This is a genomic window from Emergencia timonensis (genome assembly GCF_900086585.1).
Lineage (GTDB): Bacteria > Bacillota > Clostridia > Peptostreptococcales > Anaerovoracaceae > Senimuribacter > Senimuribacter timonensis.
This window is the reverse complement of record NZ_FLKM01000009.1, coordinates 1,319,484-1,341,125: the sequence shown is the minus strand read 5'-3', so window position 1 is coordinate 1,341,125 and position 21,642 is coordinate 1,319,484. Positions and strand designations below refer to the sequence as shown.

The window sequence follows — 21,642 nt, the reverse complement described above, 5'->3', positions numbered from 1 at the left end:
TACCTCTCGATACGCCTTGAATAACCGTGCAGACACAATATCACTCTATTATATTGTACATCATATGCGCAGTCACATAATTACAGTTATTTACAGTAATATATTAACACATATATTCTCCCCTGTCAAGCAATTGTATTGCAAATTAGATTTCAAGTAGCCTTTTCTTCGCAAAGTCTGCCGTCCTGCGCCTCCTCTTTCAGTCGGCTTGGACCGCTCTCTACTCGACAGTTCACCGAACTGTCTCGCTTCACGTTCGCGCTCTCAGGGTTCAAGTCCCTATGATTATATAAAAAAATCCCTTACACCAAAAGGTGTAGGGATTTTTTGGTGCGCGATAAGGGACACGCCTTTTCAGGCTTTGCCTTCAAGACTTTCCTCTTCGGCTCCTTTTTCAGTCGCCTCAGAACGTTCGCTATTCGTCACTCCACCGGACTGACTCACTTCACGCTCACGCCCTCTTAGGGTTCAAGTCCCTACGATTCTTTATTGTGCACGTATGAAAAAAGAGCAGAGTATTTCTGCTCTTTTTTCATGGTGCGCGATAAGGGACTTGAACCCCTACGGTCGCCCGCTAGAACCTAAATCTAGTGCGTCTGCCAATTCCGCCAATCGCGCATAAAAAAAAATGGTGACTCCACCGAGAATCGAACTCGGGTTACCGCCGTGAAAGGGCGGTGTCTTGACCGCTTGACCATGGAGCCACAGAAACCGGCAACGTCCTACTTTCCCAGGCGGCTGCCCGCCAAGTATCATCAGCGCTGGGGAGCTTAACTGCTGTGTTCGAGATGGGAACAGGTGTGCCCTCCCCGCTGTTGTCACCGGATTTCTTCTTCTTATGCTTTTTTTCTGAGGATACCCTCAATACTGAACAACGTCTATCCTACCTACACTCTCCTTGAAACCACTGGTCAAGTGCTCGACCTATTAGTACCGGTCAGCTCCGCATGTTGCCATGCTTCCACCTCCGGCCTATCAACGTGGTAGTCTCCCACGGGTCTTACCTTTAAGGAGGAAATCTCTTCTTGTGGGGGGCTTCGCACTTAGATGCTTTCAGCGCTTATCCCGTCCATACTTAGCTACCCAGCCATGCCTTTGGCAAGACAACTGGTGCACCAGAGGTATGTCCATCCCGGTCCTCTCGTACTAAGGACAGCTCCACTCAGATTTCCAACGCCCACAGCGGATAGGGACCGAACTGTCTCACGACGTTCTGAACCCAGCTCGCGTACCTCTTTAATGGGCGAACAGCCCAACCCTTGGGACCTACTCCAGCCCCAGGATGAGACGAGCCGACATCGAGGTGCCAAACACCCCCGTCGATGTGAACTCTTGGGGGGTATCAGCCTGTTATCCCCGGGGTAGCTTTTATCCGTTGAGCGATGGCCCTTCCACTCGGTACCACCGGATCACTAAGCCCGACTTTCGTCCCTGCCCGACCTGTATGTCTCGCAGTCAAGCTCCCTTCTGCCTTTGCACTCTGCGCGCGATTTCCGACCGCGCTGAGGGAACCTTTGGGCGCCTCCGTTACTCTTTAGGAGGCGACCGCCCCAGTCAAACTGCCCGCCTGACACTGTCCCAGTGCCGGTTCACGGCACGTGGTTAGAACCTCAACGTTACAAGGGTGGTATCCCAACGGTGACTCTGCGAATACTGGCGTACTCGCTTCTCAGTCTCCCACCTATCCTGTACATGCAACGCCGAAGCTCAATATCAAGCTGCAGTAAAGCTCCACGGGGTCTTTCCGTCCTGCTGCGGGTAACCGGCATCTTTACCGGTACTACAATTTCACCGAGTCTATTGTTGAGACAGTGCCCAGATCATTACGCCTTTCGTGCGGGTCGGAACTTACCCGACAAGGAATTTCGCTACCTTAGGACCGTTATAGTTACGGCCGCCGTTTACTGGGGCTTAAGTTCTGTGCTTCTCCGAAGATGACACTTCCCCTTAACCTTCCAGCACCGGGCAGGCGTCAGCCCCTATACGTCAGCTTTCGCTTTTGCAGAGACCTGTGTTTTTGGTAAACAGTTGCCTGGGCCTTTTCACTGCGGCCTGCCGAAGCAGGCACCCCTTCTCCCGAAGTTACGGGGTCATTTTGCCGAGTTCCTTAACAATAGTTCTCTCGCTCACCTTAGGATTCTCTCCTCATCTACCTGTGTCGGTTTGCGGTACGGGCACCTCCGGCCTCGCTAGCGGCTTTTCTTGACAGCGTGAAATCGACTGCTTCCGGCTCTATCGCCACCCCGTCACGCCTCAGGATTGCCAGAACGGATTTGCCTGCTCTGACTCCCTCGACGCTTGGACACGCTCTACCAACGGCGTGCTCAGTCTGTCCTTCTGTGTCCCCGCTTCGCTCGGACGGCCCTCGGTGGTACAGGAATCTCTGCCTGTTGTCCATCGCCTACGGCTTTCGCCCTCGGCTTAGGCCCCGACTAACCCTGAGTGGACGAACCTTCCTCAGGAAACCTTAGATTTTCGGTGGGCAGGATTCCCACCTGCCTTACGCTACTCATGCCAACATTCTCTCTCCTATGCAGTCCACCATGCCTTACGGCACGGCTTCAGCCCGCATACGATGCTCCTCTACCATACATTACTGTATCCAAAGCTTCGGTAGTAAGTTTCAGCCCCGTTTATCTTCGGCGCAGAGCCACTCGACTAGTGAGCTATTACGCACTCTTTGAATGCATGGCTGCTTCTAAGCCAACATCCTAGCTGTTTGTGCAGCTCCACATCCTTTTCCACTTAACTTACATTTTGGGACCTTAGCTGTTGGTCTGGGCTGTTTCCCTTTCGACTATGAAACTTATCTCCCATAGTCTGACTCCCGCATTCGATATTCCGGCATTCGGAGTTTGATAGTTTTCGGTAACCGGTGAAGGCCCCTAGAACATTCAGTGCTCTACCTCCGGGTATCAGCATGCGAGGCTAGCCCTAAAGCTATTTCGAGGAGAACCAGCTATCTCCGGGTTCGATTGGAATTTCACCGCTATCCACAAGTCATCCCAACCTTTTTCAACAGATATGGGTTCGGTCCTCCATAACCTATTACAGTTACTTCAACCTGCTCATGGATAGGTCACCCGGTTTCGGGTCTACAGCATGCAACTAATCCGCCCTTTTCAGACTCGGTTTCCCTACGGCTCCGTTGCTCCAGCAACTTAACCTCGCTGCATACCATAACTCGTTGGCCCGTTCTACAAAAAGTACGAGGTCACTTGCGCTCCCTCTGCTTGTAAGCATAAGGTTTCAGGTTCTGTTTCACTCCCCTCCCGGGGTTCTTTTCACCTTTCCCTCACGGTACTGTTCTCTATCGGTCACTGGGTAGTATTTAGGCTTGGGGGGTGGGCCCCCCGGCTTCAGACCGGGTTACACGTGTCCGGTCCTACTCTGGATCCACTCTGCATCTTGTTCATTTCGCCTACGGGACTTTTACCCCCTGCGGTCTGCCTTTCCAGGCTTCTTCGGCTATGAACGCCATACTTGATGAGTGTCCTCAACCCCATGGACGAATCCATGGTTTGGCCTCTTTCCCTTTCGCTCGCCGCTACTCAGGAAATCGATGTTTCTTTCTCTTCCTCCGGGTACTTAGATGTTTCAGTTCCCCGGGTTGCCTCCTGCACGGCTATGTATTCACCGTGCGGCGCCCAGGCATTACCCTGAGCGGGTTCCCCCATTCGGACATCTGCGGGTTAACGGATATTTGCTCCTCACCGCAGCTTTTCGCAGCTTGTCACGTCCTTCTTCGGCTCCCAGTGCCAAGGCATCCGCCTTATGCTCTTCTTCACTTGACCAAGTGAACTGCCTGATTAGCGTTTAATCAGGGCTTCTTTGACTATGTTAACTAACTCTTGTGAATTGGTTTTCTAGTTCTTTTTCTGGTTTCTCGGTTGAAATCATAGATCATACCCTCCGCATTGTCTTTTAGACCTTGCTTAGTTTGTATTTTCTCGATTTCGTTATTTCTGTGTTTGTTTGATATACGTTATTCAGTTTTCAAGGTACGTTTTGCAAACCATAAAGGTTTGTGGTGGGCTTGGGAGGACTCGAACCTCCGACCTCACGCTTATCAGGCGTGCGCTCTAACCACCTGAGCTACAAGCCCATATAAAACTCATAGTGCAGAAACTTTCGTCTCCTTAGAAAGGAGGTGATCCAGCCGCACCTTCCGATACGGCTACCTTGTTACGACTTCACCCCAGTCATTGGTTTTGCCTTAGACAGCATATTTCCCTGCCGGCTTCGGGCACCCCCAACTTCCATGGTGTGACGGGCGGTGTGTACAAGACCCGGGAACGCATTCACCGTGGCATTCTGATCCACGATTACTAGCAACTCCGGCTTCGTGCAGGCGGGTTTCAGCCTGCAGTCCGAACTGGGACCGGTTTTTGAGATTTGCTCCACCTCGCGGTTTTGCTTCTTGCTGTACCGGCCATTGTAGCACGTGTGTAGCCCAGAACATAAGGGGCATGATGATTTGACGTCATCCCCACCTTCCTCCGAGTTGTCCCCGGCAGTCCCATTAGAGTGCCCAACTGAATGATGGCAACTAATGGCAAGGGTTGCGCTCGTTGCGGGACTTAACCCAACATCTCACGACACGAGCTGACGACAACCATGCACCACCTGTCTCCACTGTCCGAAGAAGGATCCGGTTAGGGATCTGTCAGTGGGATGTCAAGTCCTGGTAAGGTTCTTCGCGTTGCTTCGAATTAAACCACATGCTCCGCTGCTTGTGCGGGTCCCCGTCAATTCCTTTGAGTTTCACACTTGCGTGCGTACTCCCCAGGCGGAGCACTTAATGCGTTAACTGCGGCACCGAAGCCTTGCGGCCCCGACACCTAGTGCTCATCGTTTACGGCGTGGACTACCAGGGTATCTAATCCTGTTTGCTCCCCACGCTTTCGTGCCTCAGTGTCAGTAACAGTCCAGAAAGCCGCCTTCGCCACTGGTGTTCCTCCTAATATCTACGCATTTCACCGCTACACTAGGAATTCCGCTTTCCTCTCCTGCACTCAAGTAGCCCAGTTCGCAGGGCGAACAATGGTTGAGCCATTGCCTTAGACCCTGCGCTTAGGTAACCACCTACGCACTCTTTACGCCCAATAATTCCGGATAACGCTCGCCCCCTACGTATTACCGCGGCTGCTGGCACGTAGTTAGCCGGGGCTTCCTCCATGGGTACCGTCATTTGTTTCTTCCCCAAGGACAGAGGTTTACGACCCGAAGGCCTTCATCCCTCACGCGGCGTTGCTGCATCAGGCTTTCGCCCATTGTGCAATATTCCCCACTGCTGCCTCCCGTAGGAGTTTGGACCGTGTCTCAGTTCCAATGTGGCCGATCACCCTCTCAGGTCGGCTACTGATCGTCGCCTTGGTGGGCCGTTACCCCGCCAACAAGCTAATCAGACGCAGGCCCATCCCTTACCGATGAATCTTTGGCTTCCCCTCCATGTGGGGGGGATGCGTTATGAGGTTTTAATCATCGTTTCCAATGGCTATCCCTCTGTAAGGGGCAGGTTGCCTACGCGTTACTCACCCGTCCGCCGCTTTCCACCATATCCTTCTACCGAAGTTTCAGTCAATGGCTTCTCGCTCGACTTGCATGTGTTAGGCACGCCGCCAGCGTTCATCCTGAGCCAGGATCAAACTCTTAATTAAATGGTATATCATAACCCGCTAGGGTTCTGAAATCTAATTAACAGATCCGATTCGGATCAAACGCTTCTGCGTTCGCAATTCATTTCTTTCGAAATTATTGTTGTTTTGTTTAGAATTGTCGGAAACTAATCATGTACATCTTGTTTACCAATCTGTGTTGATTGTTTCTTACTTTTTAGTTTTTTGAGGACCGTGGTCCTCTCTGACTAAATTTCTACACTATGAAGTTTTCTAGGTTCTCCGCAACCCCTTAGGATTGCTGTGGTTCGCATTCCAGCGAACATTTGATATTTTACCATCTTTGACGAATTTTGTCAACAACTTTTTTAAGAAGTTTTCGTCGTTCCGAAGTGTTAACCTCGTGCGATAGCTTTATTATCTTACCATCTTCGTGAAACTCTGTCAAGCACTTTTTTCAATTTTTTCAATCCGTAAGTGCTCGCCGCTTCATTGCGACAGCTTGATTATTTTACCATCTTTCAGGGTGACTTGTCAAGCACTTTTTTCAGTTTCCTTTTTCACCGCTTTCTGGTGTGGATACTGGTACTGACCGTCTCTCTCAGACAGCTTGACTAGTTTACCATCTATTTCTACCTTTGTCAATATGATTTATTCAACTTTTTTCTATTTTTTCTTCTTCTGCAATCCGAAAGCAAAATACATGATAATACCAACCACGTTCAGCGCTGAAAATAAGCCATATACGCCGACGCTGCCGAAATGATCCATTGCTACGCCGCCAAAGAAATTACATAAAATCGTACCGCCATTGGAACTGATGGCGTAAAAGGCAGACACTGCAATACCGATAACTCTGGGGTTAACCACGGAAGAAATGTATTTCATATATTCTACTAGCAGGACTCCGTTTACCATCCCCTGTAAAAAGAACAAAGCAATCAGCCATTGATGGGATGGCCCGCTGGCATACCAGCCAAACCGTAAGGCAGAAAGAATCATAGCCGCTGCAATCAATCTTTGCTGTGAAAACTTGCCTGCCAGCTTTGGCGCCAAAGCCATAAAAGGCGCTTCACTTCCTACCATTAGCAAAAAAGCGGTTCCTACGCCTGCTACAGTTCCCCCTCCATCTCTGAATAAGAAACTGAAATAAGTATTATTAGCTACATTTGTACCAAACATGAAGATCCCGCAGATAATTAAAGCGACTGCTTTTTTCTCCTTGAGCAGTTCCGAGAATTTGATCTTCTCCCTCGCCTTTGCAGTCTCTTCTATTTTATGGAGAGGAACCTTCTGCAATTTAATTGTCATTACGATGAAACCGCCGATGACAAATGTAACGGCGTAAACGAAAAAGATCTTGTCCAGACCTAGTAAGCCGCCGATTTTTCCGCCTGCAAATACTGACAGTGCATAACCGACGGCCCCGCACAGTCTGATCGAAGCGAAGTTCTCATCTGTTTCGAGGACCATAGCATCAGCTAAACCCATAACAGGCCCCTGAAAGAAGTACATGACACCAAAAAAAACAGTAAATACTGTAAACGATGTAATTAAGGAATTGAACAAGGCCATAACTGCAGCAGCGATGCATAAAAAGAAAATAACCTTTCTTCCATCCCGGCAGTTAGAATACTTGTCACCCCAAAACGTCGAAGCAAAAATTGCTACCGCCGTGCTCACTGCTGTGACCGTTCCTATCTGCGTGCCTGAAAATCCGATACTGCTCAAATATTGGCCAATTAGAGGACAGAGTACGCCAATTGGCGCATATGTGAACACATATGCAATTTTAAATTTCCTTGTATTATTCAATTTTTCATTTTTCTTTTGTTTCTTTTGCATGAATATAAGTATATCAAATGCCTTCAGAGTGCACAATAGTATTATTAATTATTTGGAGGTGCATTTTGTTAATCGTATGTATTAGAACTTTCATTTTATATGTTGTCGTGTTATTTGCGCTGAGAGTCATGGGAAAATCAGAGTTGTCTAAGATGTCGACATTTCAGATGGTGGTGCTGTTTATGATCGCCGAATTGGCATCAATACCGATTGATTCGCCGTCTTCATCCCTGATCAATGGTGCAGTTGCGATTTTTACACTTCTCTTTTTACAAGTACTCTTGTCTTATGTTTCAATTAAAAATGAGAAGTTCAAAAACTTTATAAACGGTCGTCCCAGTATCATTATCGATAAAGGAATGTTAAATGTAAAAGAGATGGAGCGGCTTCGTATTACGATCAACGATCTCTTCGAGCAACTGAGAATCGGCAACTGTCCTTCTATTACCGATGTGGAATACGCGGTGATGGAATCAAACGGACAGCTATCAATTATTGCTAAGACGGATCAAGAGAAGCTGCCTTTGGTAGTCGTCAGTGACGGGGCAATCTATGAAGAAAATCTGGCGAAGGCAGGCATCGACTATGACACTTTGATGTGCATGATCGAAGCAAAAGGTATTACTGCGTTAAACGAAGTTTTTGTCGCCTTCTATGACGGCAATAGCATGTTTCACGTATATCCTAACCCTGAGCCGCGGCAAAAATTTTCAAGGGAGGCATATTAAATGAGATCACTTCTTATTTCTATTCTGTCCCTGGCTATTCTGGTCGGCTGCTGGGGTATCTTCTATTACAGTTCCGGCCAGGACTTAGATCAGATTATTAAGGATTGCGAGGATATTGTCATGCCGGCCGTTGAAGGTGAGGATTGGGACAAAGCCTACGACAATTTTAAAGTGCAGTACGACCGCTGGCACGAATACAGAAAAGGGGCTCTTTTCTTTCTTGATACGCAGGAAGTCAACGATGCAGACAGCACTTTTGCTAAGACCCTGATGTATATCAAGGCGAAAGACGTGTCAAACGGCAGCGGAGAACTGCTGGCTTTAAAAGAGCAGTTAAAATTTCTCCATGAGAATGAAAAAATCAGCTTTGCAAACATTTTATAAAATTCCCTGCATAACTGCATCTATTAGATAAGGGAACACCCTCATTAAAACTTTTCTCGTTCTAATGAGGGTGTTCCCTTTCTATTGCGTTATTCACGATCAGCCATGCAGCACTTTTTCTAAAGTACTGCACAATACATCGATGTCAATCGGTTTTGCTACGTGTGCGTCCATTCCGACTTCCTTTGATTGCTGGATGTCCTCTGAGAAAGCATTTGCCGTCATCGCAACGATGGGAATCGTTTTTGCGTCAGGCCTGTCCAGCTTGCGAATCTCACGAGTCGCCTGATATCCATCCATCTCCGGCATCTGGATATCCATGAGGATGGCATCAAAGGTTCCTGGTTCTGCTTCCTGGAACGCCCGTACCGTTTGAAGCCCATCCTTCTTCAGCACCGATTTTGCACCGTACATCAGCAGCAGCTCACAGAGAATCTCTGAATTGATTGCATTATCTTCTGCAACTAAAAACAGGCGGCCATTAAATCGACTGTCTCCTTCGAAAGCAGGGGCGGTCTGTCTGGGTTCCCATTTGGTTTCTCCCGTATCCTGTGCCACTTTGCATTCCAGTTCCACTGTGAATGCAGATCCTTTATTGATTTCACTTTCTACAGAAATGACGCCATCCATCAGATCGATCAGTCCCTTTGTAATACTTAAGCCCAGTCCGGTACCCTCGATATTTGATACGGCGCGACTGCGATTAAATGGTTCAAAGATGGTTTCAAGGAATTCTTCCGGCATTCCAATGCCGGTATCACTGATTGTAAAACGATAACGAGCATATTCTATGCCGTTTATCGGCTCTACTTCTTCCACGAGGAAGTCCACATTTCCGCCCTCTGGTGTGAATTTGACTGCATTACTCAGGATGTTGATGAAAATTTGGCTGATACGCAGAGAATCTCCGTAAAACGCCGGATGTTTCAGCGCTTCTAATCGAATGTTCAACTGCAGGCCCCCATCTTTTGCCTGCGGAGACATGATGGCCGATAGCTGTTCCACCAACTCTGGCAAATCTATCTTCATATGATTTAATGTGATATTTGACCGTTCGATTTTGCTCATATCCAGCACATCGTTGATGAGGCTCAATAGGTGTTTGCTGGAAATAGAGATCTTCTGCAGGCAATCTGCCACTCGCTCCCGATTATCAATCTGAGCTGCTGCCAGTGTTGTCATCCCGACAATCGCGTTCATCGGTGTTCTGATATCGTGGCTCATGGAGGATAGAAATCCGCTCTTTGCCCGATTAGCCTCCTCTGCAAGATCCAGCGCCTGCTCCAACGCCTGTTTCGCTTGCCTTTCCGCTGTCAGCATGTCGGTCACATCGGCCCGCACCATACAAATCGTCTGATGGTTCTCATCACCCCATAGTACGTTAATCTGTTTAAAGCGCGTGCTATCCTCTGTTTGATAGTTAAAAACAAAGTCATAGCCTGCCGGCTTTTCAGCAAGTCTTTTCTGCATGGTCTCCATGTTAAACTGGGTTCGCACTTCTTCCCGCTCCTCTTCTGTGCAAAAACGGCTGGTAAAGCGTTCGGCTGCTAATGCGTAATCCTCTTCAATAAAGGGAGATAGATTCTGCAGTACGGTCTGTCGGGTATACATCGTAAAAGATCGGCTGTTAATATCAATAAAGCCTGCCAATTCGAAGGTATAGGCGATCATGTTTAAAAGTCCCTGCTGTTCCCGTACAGACTCCGTAATATCAGTTCTTGCCAAGCAGACCCGCCCTAAGCGAAGATCGATAGCTGAGACTGTCAGATTCATCGTGCGAATATCGCCATTACCGACTTCCCCTGAGAAAGCAAAGGTATAGTGGTCTTTCTCTTCCAGCCGTTTTCGTATCTCCTCAGGTTCCAGCGCTTTGGCATACTGTTCCTGATCACGCGGTACAATCCTCTGCTGAAGCATGTCAGCTACTCGCTTTGAATGACTGCCGCAAGCGGAAGGCAGACACCATGCGTCTTCACTGCAGGTCAAGATCTTAAAGGTATCGTGTATCAAGTCCAGATCTATGACATAGTCATAACTGGAAATAGTGAGCTGATGGAGGATCTTATCAGCTACCACAGATTCGGTAATATCCGTTACGGTAAGTATCCCTGTGATATCGCCGCTGTCAGGCGCTTCTACCAAATTCACCTTGAATTGTACATATCTGCCGTGCTCGTCCTTTGGAAGCTTCACAAAGCATCTGAGAATTCGTTCCGTATCCTTTCTTTTATACGCATCGAGGGCAGGGCCGTTGAGATACGTATTGAGAAATCTCTGCTGTTCTGCTTCTTCTACAATGAGACTTGAAAGTCCGGTGAAAAAGGTTTCCCGTCTCGTTCCGAAATGATCCAGCAGTCTGGAATCCGTATGGTCGATAATCTCCAAGATGCGGTCTTGAGAAATGTTGCAATGGCCAACAATCAAAGCGTCAGGTCCAGGCGTACGGTAGTGCTGTACGATGAGATCGTTAAACTGCTGCCGAAGTTTTTCCTGTTCTTCACGCTCTTTGGTCATATCGTGATAGACCGCATAGATTCGCCCTGCACCTTCTTTGTTCTGGATGATGGAAAAGGTGGTTTTAACCCACATATATCCTTCAAAGCCTTTTCTCAAACGATAGATTTGCTCATACTGCGCGCCGCCCTTCGCCATATAATCTGCCAGCTGTTCCTTGACACGCGTTCTGTCATCTGGATGTACACCGATTAATGCGTCTTCTTTATAGAAATTCCAAGCGTCCTCTTTTGACATCCTTGTCAGCAGAGCGAAACCGTCAGACAAATATTCAGGTATCATCTGCCCGTTCTTTTCATAGCGGATTACCGCCACGCCGCCAGGCAGATTCTGAATGACTGTCTGGAAATACTGTTCCAGACGTTCTTTTTCGTTACGAGTCTTTACTTCTTCTGTCACATCCCGTATATACTGAACATATGCGGGAATTCCGCTCCAATCAGTTTCTATGAAGCGGGCGGTATAGAATTTCTCCGTGCCGTCTATGTTGATTTCATGTTCTTCCCCGTCAGGCAGATGATTTCTTAACGTACAGAACGCACAAGGTGCATTTTTGCCGTGCAACGCTGTATAACATTTTTGCCCGACAGAATGGGGACCTTCCCGAAACAGCGTCTTTGATTCATTGGCATAAAGCAGTTCATAACTCTCTTTGTCAATGACATAGACGCCGTCTGTCGTCTCGTTGGCGATACTTTGGAATAATCTCGCTTCTGTCGACATACCCGTAAAGACCGCATAAAATTTGGCCTTTTCCAGCAGCGGCCCTATGCGGCGCCCATTGAGACGGACCCATATTAAAGTTCCGTCCTTTTGGCATAGACGGAAAGATAAATCCAGCACGTCTCCACTAATAAGAGCGTTTTTAACTGCCTCGGCGACTCTGGTCTGATCGGGGTCGTAAACGATGCTCAGTAGATCTTCCCTGGCCAGCTTTTCGCATTCCTCACGACTATAACCCACTAAATCTATCATGCCATCTGAAAAAAAAGCCGGAAGAAATAAATTTTCTTCCACACGAAAACTGGCGATTCCTCCCGGAATAGAGTTGATCAGGTGATTCAACTCCAATTGCGTTTCCTTAAAAGAAGAAATATTATGGTATACGCACTGTATCAGGGGATAACCGTCTTCCTCTCCAATTTGTCTGGCCTGCATATGGACCCAGACGATACGACCGTCTCGATGCTGTTTTCGAAATTCAAAATCGGCGGCCGTACCAGTTTGCATTGCTTCCTTAAGCTTCTCCGATACCATTGCCGCGTCTTCCTGGAAGGTCAGTTTCATTGCGTCGTCTTTTATGAGTGTACGATATTCATCCACTGTATATCCCGATAGCTCCGGCACACCGTCCGAAAAATAGACGGTCTCACAGATTTCTGACACCTGGTAAACGGCTACACCGCCTGGAATAGCGTTTACAATATCCAGCATTTTTTCGTTAGCAAGTTTTAACTCCTCTTCCAGCTGCATCTGCCCGCTGACGTCGCTGTACACACCGTAGAGGGTTTTGCTGCCGTCGTTCTCGACTCTCACTGACGCATCCAGCTGTATGAACCGATATTCTCCTTTTAAATCATTCCAAAGGCGGTAAGTATGCCGCATGATGCCATTTTGCTCTATTGTCTCCCCTATTTTCTTCCGCAGCAAGGGCAGATCTTCCCGATGAACCCCCAAATAAGTCGTCTCTTGCTCAACGCTTGACTTATGTTCTTGAGAGTATCCCATGATTTCATAGAAGGCCGGGTTATGAAATACAGGATAGATTTTACTCCCATCCATCCTGTAAACACAGAGACCGCATGGTATTCTGCTGAAGGTCGTCTGCAGCTCTTCTTTCAGCGCTTTGATCTGCTCTTCTTCCCTTTTCTTGGCGGTGATATCCTGTATGTATTCAATATGTGCGACTCTGTCTGCCCAGTCTATGATCTTGCCGCTGAGTTGATAGATGCGTCCATCCGCTGGGCGGGTATACTCGCGAACTAAAAGCTCTGTCCGACTCATCTTCTCCGCTTTGCAGAAAGGGCACGGCCTGTCAAAGCCTGCGATCTGATAGCAGGAAGCAATCTGTCCGTCTGGCTGCCTTAAATATTCCTTTGCCAGACTGTTCGCATAGAGCAGTTGTTTATCGTCCAATGCTGTAACAAAGATGGCGACTGGTTCATTGTCCAAAACTGCCGTCATCTGGTCCATGGTTAGTCTTTTACTCTCTGCCATATTCCTTTCCTCTCTCTAATCATCCAGGCCAAAAATAAAGTCGTATAATGTCTGATATAGCCTCTCCGGCTCGATGGGTTTTGCTAAATGCGCATTCATTCCGGCCGCCTTGCTTTTTTCAATGTCGTCTTCAAAGGCGTTGGCTGTCATGGCGACAATCGGAATCGTCTCTGCATCTGCGTTGCTCAAATGGCGAATATTATTGGCAGCAGTCAAGCCATCCATCAGGGGCATTCGGATATCCATCAAGATTGCGTGATAATACCCTTCTTCTGATTTACTGAACAGTTCCATCGCACGCAGGCCGTTTTCCGCCGTCTCAACGAGGAACCCTTTGTTCTTCAATAGCATCGCTGCCACTTCCGTATTGATCGGGTTATCCTCAACGAGCAGTATGCGCTTCCCGGAAAAGTCGTATTCTGCCGGTGTCAACTGCTGACCCTGTTCTTCTTTTTCACCCAGCGCTTTCGAGAAAGCAGAAATCAGTGAAGACTTAAACATCGGTTTGCTGATCAGCAGGTTGACGCCTGCCAGCTTCGCCTCGTGTTCAAGAGGAATCCAGTCGTAGGCTGTGATGATGATAATCGTAACATTTGGTCCCACAATGGCACGAATCCTCCGAGCAGTTTCAATGCCGTCCATATCTGGCATTTTCCAGTCGATGAGGATCATATCAAAATATTTATCTTTGTCTCGTAATATTTTTACGCGGTCAAGCGCTTTCTGCCCGCTGTCCGTCCATTCCGCCGTGACGCCCATTTCCTTCAGGGTTGCGACAACACACTCGCAGACTGTCACATCATCATCTACGACCAGCGTCTTTAAATGAGAAAAATGGTATTCTGGTTTCTTCAGATTATGGCGCAGTTTTTCTTCATCAGTAATGCCCAGCTTCACGTCTACGGTAAATTCCGTGCCGATGCCCTTAATGGAGCGCACAGTTACCTTTCCATCCATCATGTCTACAATGTTCTTGGAGATGGCCAGCCCCAGTCCTGTCCCACCATACAGCGTCGTAGTTCCCGTTGATTCTTGTGAAAACGGCTCGAATATACGAGGCAGAAATTCCTCGCTCATACCGACTCCCGTGTCATTTACGATAAATCGAAGGACTGCATCATTTTTGGCCCTGCTTCTCTGATTTACGGAAAAGGTGACCTTACCGCCTTCACCAGTAAATTTAATGGCGTTGCTTAATATATTGATGAGCACCTGCTGCAGCTTCATCGCATCGCCAATATAATAGTCGTCTAACACCGGATCTACGATGCATTCGTACTCTACGCCCTTAGCGTTTGCCTGGGCAAAGCAGATTGAATTAACCCCGTTTAAGAATTCTTCTGTCGGTATTTTTTCACTTTTTAGCAGCATCTTTCCGCTTTCAATCCGACTCATATCCAGTATATCATTGATGAGAGACAGCAGGAAGCGGGAAGAAATTCCAATTTTAGATATACAGTCTGCTACCTGTTCATCATCGCCAATGGCGCCTGCAGCGATGGCGCTCATACCGATAATGGCGTTCATCGGCGTACGAATTTCATGACTCATCCGAGAAAGAAAATCTGTCTTAGCAGCATTGGCTTGTTCCGCCGCTACCAGCGCTGCCGCTAATTCGTCCCTCTGTCTCTGTTCCTGTCTGACAATGTCGGTTACGTCAATGCGAGCGATGCCTACCCGATACAACTCTCTGCTGATGTAAAAGACGCGGAATCGTTTCACTCGCATCCGCCCTTCCTCGTCTTTCATCTCCACGAGGAAGGTATAGGAATCTTGATTCGACAAGTGACTCTTTATATAACCGAAATCCAATTTTTTAAGATATTCTTTTTTTGCCGTCTCATCCATCCGGCGGTTGGCCAAATCGAGAGTCTCTTTTCTAAAATCTCCTTCATAAGAGAGGAAATTCTTCTGCTTATTGCTAAACGATGACACTCGATGGGTGCCCTTTAAAATATCCAGCTCTGTGATATATTCATAATCCAATTCCGAAATCTTGTTCAGAAGCAGTTCTTTCGCCTTTTGCTCAGTAATATCGGAGGAATAGAAAAAGACCATGATATCTCCTGTCATCGGATTTAGACAGGAGCGGAGATTTGTGCTTTCCCAATAAGGTTTTCCGTCGTTCTTTTTGCGCAGAAATTCTATGTGATAATCCACTTTCCCAGCGTCATACTCTGCCAGTATTTTTTCTCGCTCCAAAGTCTGCCATATTTCTTCTCCTTCGGCCGGGTCCATAGCAGAGCCGGCTAAGTGCCTGAGCGTTTCCGTATAGGAGTCGCCTACTCGGATATCAGTCACACTCGAAGTTGACAAGTAGCTTTCCACTCTGTCTTGGGTAATATTGAACACCCCTTGAATATTCCCGTCCATCGGTGACAACTCTGCAAAATAGGACAGTTCTTGCTCATAGAGTTCTCTGACTCGTTCCTGCAGTTTCTTTTCTTCTGTCACGTCTACAAAAACGCAATAGAAATAAGGTTCCCCGTCTTCTATGAAAAGCTGTGCTTTTGCCGATATCCACTTGACGGCCCCATCTTTACAGACTACACGATTTTCCAGATGAATGGTCTGATCGTACTGCTCAGGGTCCTGCAGCATCTCTTCTATATATGGAAGGTCTTCAGGATGGATAAAAGGCCTCATCTTGTTGCCGTCCGCTGCAAATTCCTCTCTGCTGCAGCCGAAGAATTCATAAAATCCATCGTTAGCGTCAATGATAAACAGTTCTGCGTCGGGACGACAGCGAAAAACTGCGCCGGGAATATTATTGTAGAGATGCAGTACCTCGTCCTGTGCCTTTTTTTGTGCTGTAATATCTATACACACTGACGCGATAGCAGGATGCCCATTCTCAGCTGTCACACATCGGCCTATATCATGAACCCATATGTAAGAGCCATCCTTTTTTTTCATCCGATACTCGACTACATACTCGCTTCCAGCTTTCAGCTGTCCGGCGACAGATTCGTCCACCGACTTTCGGTCATCCGGATGCATGCAGTTAGAAATCAAGCCTTTAATATCATCTATAAAGTCTTTTTCATCTGTATAACCCAGATATTCGAGCATGCGTCGGTTAATAAAATAAAAAGGAAAACCATCTCCCATGTATCCGCCCATCATGCCGCCTGCCAGAGAATCATTTAGTAATTCTTGACGCTGCCTGGCGATATTCTCCATCACTAAGGTTCCCGGATAATGTTCTTCTCCCTGCTGGCTGCTGCTTGGCTCAGCAAAGTGAAAGCTTTTTATGAGCCAGTCGCCCGCCTTTGCATGCAGAGTAAAAAAACCGCGTAAATACCAGGTGTAGGCTGTGTTTGTCAAAGTCATTTCGGCAGAAAGACAGTGTACGTCCTCTGTAATGGTATTCTCATGAATAAAGGAAAGCTTGGACTGGAACGGTTCTGCTATTTCAGCGATATCGCTGCGGATATACTGCATCAATTCCAATTTTCCCTCTGCCGACTCCCCTACTCCGGTGCCGACAAAATCAACCTCTTCTGCTAAGAAAGCGGCTGCTCCATCAGCATCCCGCTGTTCAAACCACTGGCGGCAGAATGTCTGCACGACCTCTTTTGCTGTCATTTGATTGTTCACTTATTCTATCTCCTCTGCAGGCAATTTTCTCAGCCCTGTCTACTACTATCAGGTGAGAAAAATTTGCAAAAAATTATCTTATTTTGTTTAACATCACATAAAGTATATCGAAAATGGATGAAAATAGCAACTACTTACGCACATCTGTAGAAAAAACGTACAAAAGACGGATTCATCATGATGAATCCGTCTCTTTCTGATTTTTTATGATTCTACAATTTCATACATATCGGCCGCATCCTCTTTTTTGCAGGATTCCGTCAGCTTGCACACCTTTGCAGTAATAGAACTGTTGCCGAAGGCGATATGGATTTCATCGCCCACCTTTACTTCCGCGCCAGCTTTTACGACCTTGCCGTTTACCGATACTCGCTCCTGGTCGCAGGCATCTTTGGCAACTGACCTTCGTTTAATCAATCTGGAATTTTTTAAAAACTTATCAATTCTCATGTTTCCTCTCTTCCATCTTTCTTCATGTATTTAAAAAGGACAACCTAGGTTGTCCTTTCTTTTTACGTGATTATTTGTTAACTGCGTCTTTCAGAGCTTTGCCTGCCTTGAATACAGGAGCCTTAGAAGCAGCGATCTTGATGATTTCATCAGGTTTTCTAGGATTTCTTCCCTGTCTTGCTTTTCTTTCTCTTGTTTCAAAAGTACCAAATCCGATTAACTGTACTTTCTCTCCCTTTACGAGTGCTTCTTCTACGCTAGCCAGGAGCGCATTGATAGCAACTTCTGCGTCCTTTTTAGTAAAGTTTGTTTTCTCTGCAACTGCAGCAACTAGTTCAGCCTTATTCATTATAAATCCTCCTTAAATCGTATACATAAGCATTGAACTTACTTTTTCTTAGCTTCTATCCAAAGGTTGTCCATTTCTTCAAGACTCATGCTTTCAAGATCAAGACCTCTATCGATAGACACTTTTTCCATAATAGCGAATCGCTCGATAAATTTAGCTGTAGATTTATTCAGCGATTCCTCTGGGTCAATGTTTAAAAATCTCGCAACATTCACCATTGAGAAAAGCAAGTCGCCATATTCTTCGGACATTGCTTCTCCGCCACCCTGCTCCCAGGCTTCTCTCAGTTCATCGAGTTCTTCTTCTAATTTATCAAAAGCCCCGCTGGCATCTTTCCAATCAAAACCTATCTTGGATGCCTTGCTCTGTACCTTGGAACTTCTGATAAGAGCAGGTAATGCTTTCGGCACGCGAGTGAGTCTGTCACTGTAACTCAGCTCTCCGTGCTCTCTGCTCTTCATATTCTCCCATTTTTCAAGGGCTTTGTCAATAGTTTTTGCTCTTTCTTCTAAAAAAATGTGAGGATGTCTGCGCAGCATTTTTTCACATTCTTCATTTATTACATCTGCAATCGTAAAGTCTCCTTCGTTTTCTGACAAGTTACTGTGAAAAACGACCTGCAGCAATACGTCGCCAAGCTCTTCTCTTAAATTGATAGAATCCTCATTTTGAATGGCGTCGACGACCTCATATGCCTCTTCAATCATGCATTTTGTAAGGGTTTCGTGCGTCTGCACCCTGTCCCAGGGGCACTCCTTGCGAAGGACCTTTACAATCTCAATCAGCCGTTTCAGCGCTTCTCCTTCCTTATCTTTTGTAATATATAATTCTTCATACTCTTTTTTCATAATTTATTTCACAAACTTTCTCAGTATTTTGACTAATTTTGTTCCGCCAGGCATGGTTTCCACCTCTGCCAGAGTTATCGCTTTCAATGTAAAGATCAAAATGAGATAGACGATGCCGCCTACCATGATAGCAAGCAGCGTGGCAATGCTGTTACTGTGAAGAAGCCCCATGGCCAGCTTCTGGAAGGCATAGGCACAGACCCCCATGATGACGGCTGCAATACATGGACGCACATAGGTCAAGTCGTAGTCTATTTTCGTTCCAGTGTATTTCTTTACGGAAATATTGTTTAATACCAGAGCTACAAAGTAGGCCAGCATGGTGCCGATGGCCGCGCCCTTGATATTGACAGAGTGCACACCGACCAGAATGTAGGTTATGATCACTTTTCCTACGCAGCCTAAGCCTAGATGAACGACAGGCACCATCTGCTTGCCGATGGATTGCAGAACGCCGACGGAAGTCTGTGTAATGGCAAGGAAGATGACGCTGATAGCCATAATCATCAAAGTCGGCACTGCCGCAATGGCGCTGGCTTTTTGGGCAGGATACAGCAGCAGCAGAATCGGTTCCGCCAAGGCAAAGATGCCGAAGGCACATGGAAAGGCCATAATCATGGTCGTCCTGTATCCCAGCTTGATGTTCTCCTGTACGTTCTTCTTATCCCTCAGTTTAAAGGCGGCAGCGATGGCTGGAACCAGACTGACGGCTACGGCCTGGGTGAAAACCTGCGGGAAAGCGATTAAAGAATTGCAGAAGCCGCTGAGCAGGCCGTACAGGCTCTTTGCCTCTGCATAAGACCAGCCGGTCGCCTGTAAACGAGTCATGATGATACCCGTATCGATCAGCGTCATGATCGGCATGATTTCACATCCGATGATGATCGGCACAGAGATACTGATGATCTTACGTAAAATCACGCTGGTCTCTTCTACCTGTTTATTATTCAAATCAATTTTTCTATGAATCGTCCTGCGATTCAACATGTAAATGACAACGATGATGCCAAGCCCGGCGATGGAACCTGCCGATGCGCCGAAAGACGCGCCTGCTGCAGCCTCCTTCAGGCCGGTCTGAAGCAGTTTATATGCCAGATATAATCCTACGATTACCCGTACTAGCTGTTCAGTAATTTCAGATATGGCAGTAGGATTCATGTTCTGTCTGCCCTGGAAATAACCTCTATAGGCAGAGAACAGCGGTACGAACAGCAGAGCCGGCGATATGGCTTTCACCGCCAGAGCAGCGTCTGGATTTCCCAGTTTGGCTGTAATGTATTCCCCTCCAAAATAGCATGCGGCAAAGGAAAAAATACCGATGAAAAAAAGGAGGGCGGTCGCTACTTTAAACACCTTATGGGCGTTTTTATATTCGCCTACGGCAATCCGTTCTGACACCATTCTGGAAATTGCCACCGGTATACCTGCAGTTGACAGAACCAGCAATGCTCCGTATATGGAATAAGCGAAGCCGTAATAGGACATTCCGTCATCACCAATCCAATTGGTGAGAGGAATTCTGAATACCGCTCCAAGTAACTTGATTACGACACCGGCTATCCCTAAAATCGCCGCGCCTTTTATGAACTTGTTTCCCTTATTTGACATAGTCTCTTTCACTTTCTATAATTGTCTTAAAATTTCAGCCGTAGCTTTTTCTGTTTCGAAAATAGTCTTCTCAATATCTATGGTCGTATATTCTCCATCTTGATAGAGAATTTTTCCGTCTATCATCGTCAGAGCGATGTCACTGCCAGAAGCGGCATAAACGATATTGTTGGTCAGATTGTGAATCGGGTGCATATTAGGTACGTCTGTCCGCAGTACGATCAAGTCGGCCTGAAAGCCTTCTTTTATTAAGCCGCAGTTTTTGCGTCCCTGGCCCAGGGCGCCGTTTCTCGTCGCTGCCCTTAAAGCCTGCTTCGGTGTAATGACCGTAGGATCCTTTGCTTTGATCTTTGCGATGGTGGCAAAAGCTTTCACTTCTTCTAAAAAGTTCAGACTGTTATTGCTGGAAACACTGTCGGTTCCAATGGCGACATTGATTCCCATCCCCATCATCTTTGGAGCGTCACTGATGCCGCTGGCCAGCTTGAGGTTGCTGATCGGATTGACCGCCACTGTCACGCCTTTGTCTCTCAATATGTCAAAGTCCTCACCCTCACACCATACGCAGTGGGCAGCCAGGGCTTTGGTGTCAAAGAGTCCGCACCTGTTAAAATACTGAATCGGCGTTAAGCCGTCGTGTCTCGCTTTACACTCTTCATGTTCCAGTTTTGTTTCTGAAGCATGTACATGCATGATCAGATCATGTTCCTTTGTGATTGCAGCCAGTCCGCGGACGGTTTCCTCGTTGGTCGTATATTCTGCGTGAATGCTGGTGTCTATAATCACTCTTCCCTCTGCATAACCGTTGTACAGTCTAATGGAGTCCAACGCTTCATTGATGGAGGGCAGCTTCACAAAAGGCACACCCATGGGGTTTGCCACCGATCTTGAAATATTGCTTTTCGCTCCGCTGTCTGTTACAGCCTGCACCATATCTGGTATAAAATAGTACATATCAGAGGAAGAGACAATGCCGAAGCGGATGGATTCCGCCATGCAGAGCATGGTGCCCCAATATACAGCATTGCTATTCAACTTATCCTCAAAAGGAAAAATCCTCGTGTTCAGCCAATCCTGCAGTACCAGGTTTTCACCGTAACCTCTCATCAGCGCCATGGGCGAATGAGCATGGGCATTATAAAAGCCAGGCATCAAAATTCTGTTCTTGCCATCGTATTCCTGGCCAAAATCCTTAGCAGGCTTCTCTTTCCCAATATATTCGACAATGTCTTCTTTGACACCGACGTACATGTTTTCTTCAATTTCAAAATTTTCATTTAGAATCGTTATCTCTTTAAAAAGCATATTCACTCCTCCATCCAGTTATGCAACCTTTCGTGTACAAGGGGTATTTACTCATAACGTAAAATCAATCATAATATTTTATCATAAGTATTACCTATTTCCTAGCATTTTCATCATTTCTTCATAATAAATAATTTACAAATAACCGGTATATTTTTCTCACATAGGTAAAAAAT

At 46.8% G+C, this 21,642-nt stretch carries 10 protein-coding genes, 3 tRNA genes and 3 rRNA genes; 2 read left to right on the top strand and 14 right to left on the bottom strand.

The window, feature by feature from the left end; translation table 11 throughout:
- Window positions 1–535 precede the first annotated feature (535 nt).
- From BN6539_RS17280 to BN6539_RS17250, 7 genes are all read right to left on the bottom strand, one after another.
- A tRNA-Leu gene (locus BN6539_RS17280) sits at window positions 536–618 on the bottom strand.
- An 11-nt stretch (window positions 619–629) separates the two neighbouring features.
- Window positions 630–704, bottom strand: a tRNA-Glu gene (locus tag BN6539_RS17275).
- A gap of 5 nt (window positions 705–709) precedes the next feature.
- Window positions 710–826, bottom strand: a 5S ribosomal RNA gene (rrf, locus tag BN6539_RS17270).
- Between the two features lie 81 nt (window positions 827–907).
- A 23S ribosomal RNA gene (locus BN6539_RS17265) occupies window positions 908–3,794 on the bottom strand.
- A 234-nt stretch (window positions 3,795–4,028) separates the two neighbouring features.
- A tRNA-Ile gene (locus tag BN6539_RS17260) sits at window positions 4,029–4,105 on the bottom strand.
- Window positions 4,106–4,143: 38 nt separating this feature from the next.
- A 16S ribosomal RNA gene (locus BN6539_RS17255) occupies window positions 4,144–5,660 on the bottom strand.
- The 16S, 23S and 5S rRNA genes sit together here with 3 tRNA genes alongside, the layout of an rRNA operon.
- Window positions 5,661–6,284: 624 nt before the next feature.
- Complete coding sequence (locus BN6539_RS17250; RefSeq protein ID WP_187375528.1) at window positions 6,285–7,433, bottom strand: MFS transporter; 1,149 nt, start codon at window positions 7,431–7,433, stop codon at window positions 6,285–6,287.
- Window positions 7,434–7,528: 95 nt separating this feature from the next.
- On the opposite strand from BN6539_RS17250, the gene BN6539_RS17245 reads away from it, so the two are divergent.
- Window positions 7,529–8,191, top strand: coding sequence for a YetF domain-containing protein (locus BN6539_RS17245; RefSeq protein WP_067541280.1), 663 nt, complete (start codon window positions 7,529–7,531; stop codon window positions 8,189–8,191).
- On the top strand, window positions 8,192–8,575 hold the full coding sequence (locus BN6539_RS17240; protein WP_067541279.1) for a DUF4363 family protein: 384 nt from the start codon (window positions 8,192–8,194) through the stop codon (window positions 8,573–8,575).
- A gap of 99 nt (window positions 8,576–8,674) precedes the next feature.
- On the opposite strand, the gene BN6539_RS17235 is transcribed toward BN6539_RS17240, so the two are convergent.
- The 7 genes from BN6539_RS17235 to BN6539_RS17205 all read right to left on the bottom strand — a co-directional run bounded on the left by BN6539_RS17235 (window position 8,675) and on the right by BN6539_RS17205 (window position 21,466).
- On the bottom strand, window positions 8,675–13,306 hold the full coding sequence (locus BN6539_RS17235) for a PAS domain-containing protein (RefSeq protein WP_082907588.1): 4,632 nt from the start codon (window positions 13,304–13,306) through the stop codon (window positions 8,675–8,677).
- A 15-nt stretch (window positions 13,307–13,321) separates the two neighbouring features.
- Entirely contained in the window at window positions 13,322–16,906 is a 3,585-nt protein-coding gene (locus BN6539_RS17230; RefSeq protein ID WP_067541277.1) for a response regulator, read from the bottom strand.
- A 204-nt stretch (window positions 16,907–17,110) separates the two neighbouring features.
- Complete coding sequence (locus BN6539_RS17225) at window positions 17,111–17,356, bottom strand: RNA-binding S4 domain-containing protein (RefSeq protein ID WP_067541275.1); 246 nt, start codon at window positions 17,354–17,356, stop codon at window positions 17,111–17,113.
- 70 nt (window positions 17,357–17,426) lie between these two features.
- Window positions 17,427–17,705: an HU family DNA-binding protein gene (locus tag BN6539_RS17220; RefSeq protein WP_067541273.1), complete on the bottom strand. Its 279-nt coding sequence runs from the start codon at window positions 17,703–17,705 to the stop codon at window positions 17,427–17,429.
- Between the two features lie 38 nt (window positions 17,706–17,743).
- Window positions 17,744–18,553 (bottom strand): nucleoside triphosphate pyrophosphohydrolase, encoded by an 810-nt coding sequence (gene mazG, locus BN6539_RS17215; RefSeq protein WP_082907587.1) that lies wholly within the window; start codon window positions 18,551–18,553, stop codon window positions 17,744–17,746.
- Between the two features lie 3 nt (window positions 18,554–18,556).
- Window positions 18,557–20,161 carry a putative polysaccharide biosynthesis protein gene (locus BN6539_RS17210; RefSeq protein WP_067541271.1) on the bottom strand — a complete coding sequence of 535 codons (1,605 nt, stop codon included), beginning with the start codon at window positions 20,159–20,161 and terminating at the stop codon, window positions 18,557–18,559.
- A 15-nt stretch (window positions 20,162–20,176) separates the two neighbouring features.
- The gene (locus tag BN6539_RS17205; protein WP_067541269.1) at window positions 20,177–21,466 is read right to left on the bottom strand and encodes an amidohydrolase; all 1,290 of its coding nucleotides are present in this window, start codon (window positions 21,464–21,466) and stop codon (window positions 20,177–20,179) included.
- Window positions 21,467–21,642 lie beyond the last annotated feature (176 nt).

Bases quoted from the DNA above. Each gene is read 5' to 3' on its own strand.
- BN6539_RS17240 (WP_067541279.1), top strand. From the start codon at position 8,192: ATGAGATCACTTCTTATTTCTATTCTGTCCCTGGCTATTCTGGTCGGC.
- BN6539_RS17235 (WP_082907588.1), bottom strand. From the start codon at position 13,306: ATGGCAGAGAGTAAAAGACTAACCATGGACCAGATGACGGCAGTTTTG.
- BN6539_RS17225 (WP_067541275.1), bottom strand. From the start codon at position 17,356: ATGAGAATTGATAAGTTTTTAAAAAATTCCAGATTGATTAAACGAAGG.
- BN6539_RS17220 (WP_067541273.1), bottom strand. From the start codon at position 17,705: ATGAATAAGGCTGAACTAGTTGCTGCAGTTGCAGAGAAAACAAACTTT.
- mazG (WP_082907587.1), bottom strand. From the start codon at position 18,553: ATGAAAAAAGAGTATGAAGAATTATATATTACAAAAGATAAGGAAGGA.
- BN6539_RS17210 (WP_067541271.1), bottom strand. From the start codon at position 20,161: ATGTCAAATAAGGGAAACAAGTTCATAAAAGGCGCGGCGATTTTAGGG.
- BN6539_RS17205 (WP_067541269.1), bottom strand. From the start codon at position 21,466: ATGCTTTTTAAAGAGATAACGATTCTAAATGAAAATTTTGAAATTGAA.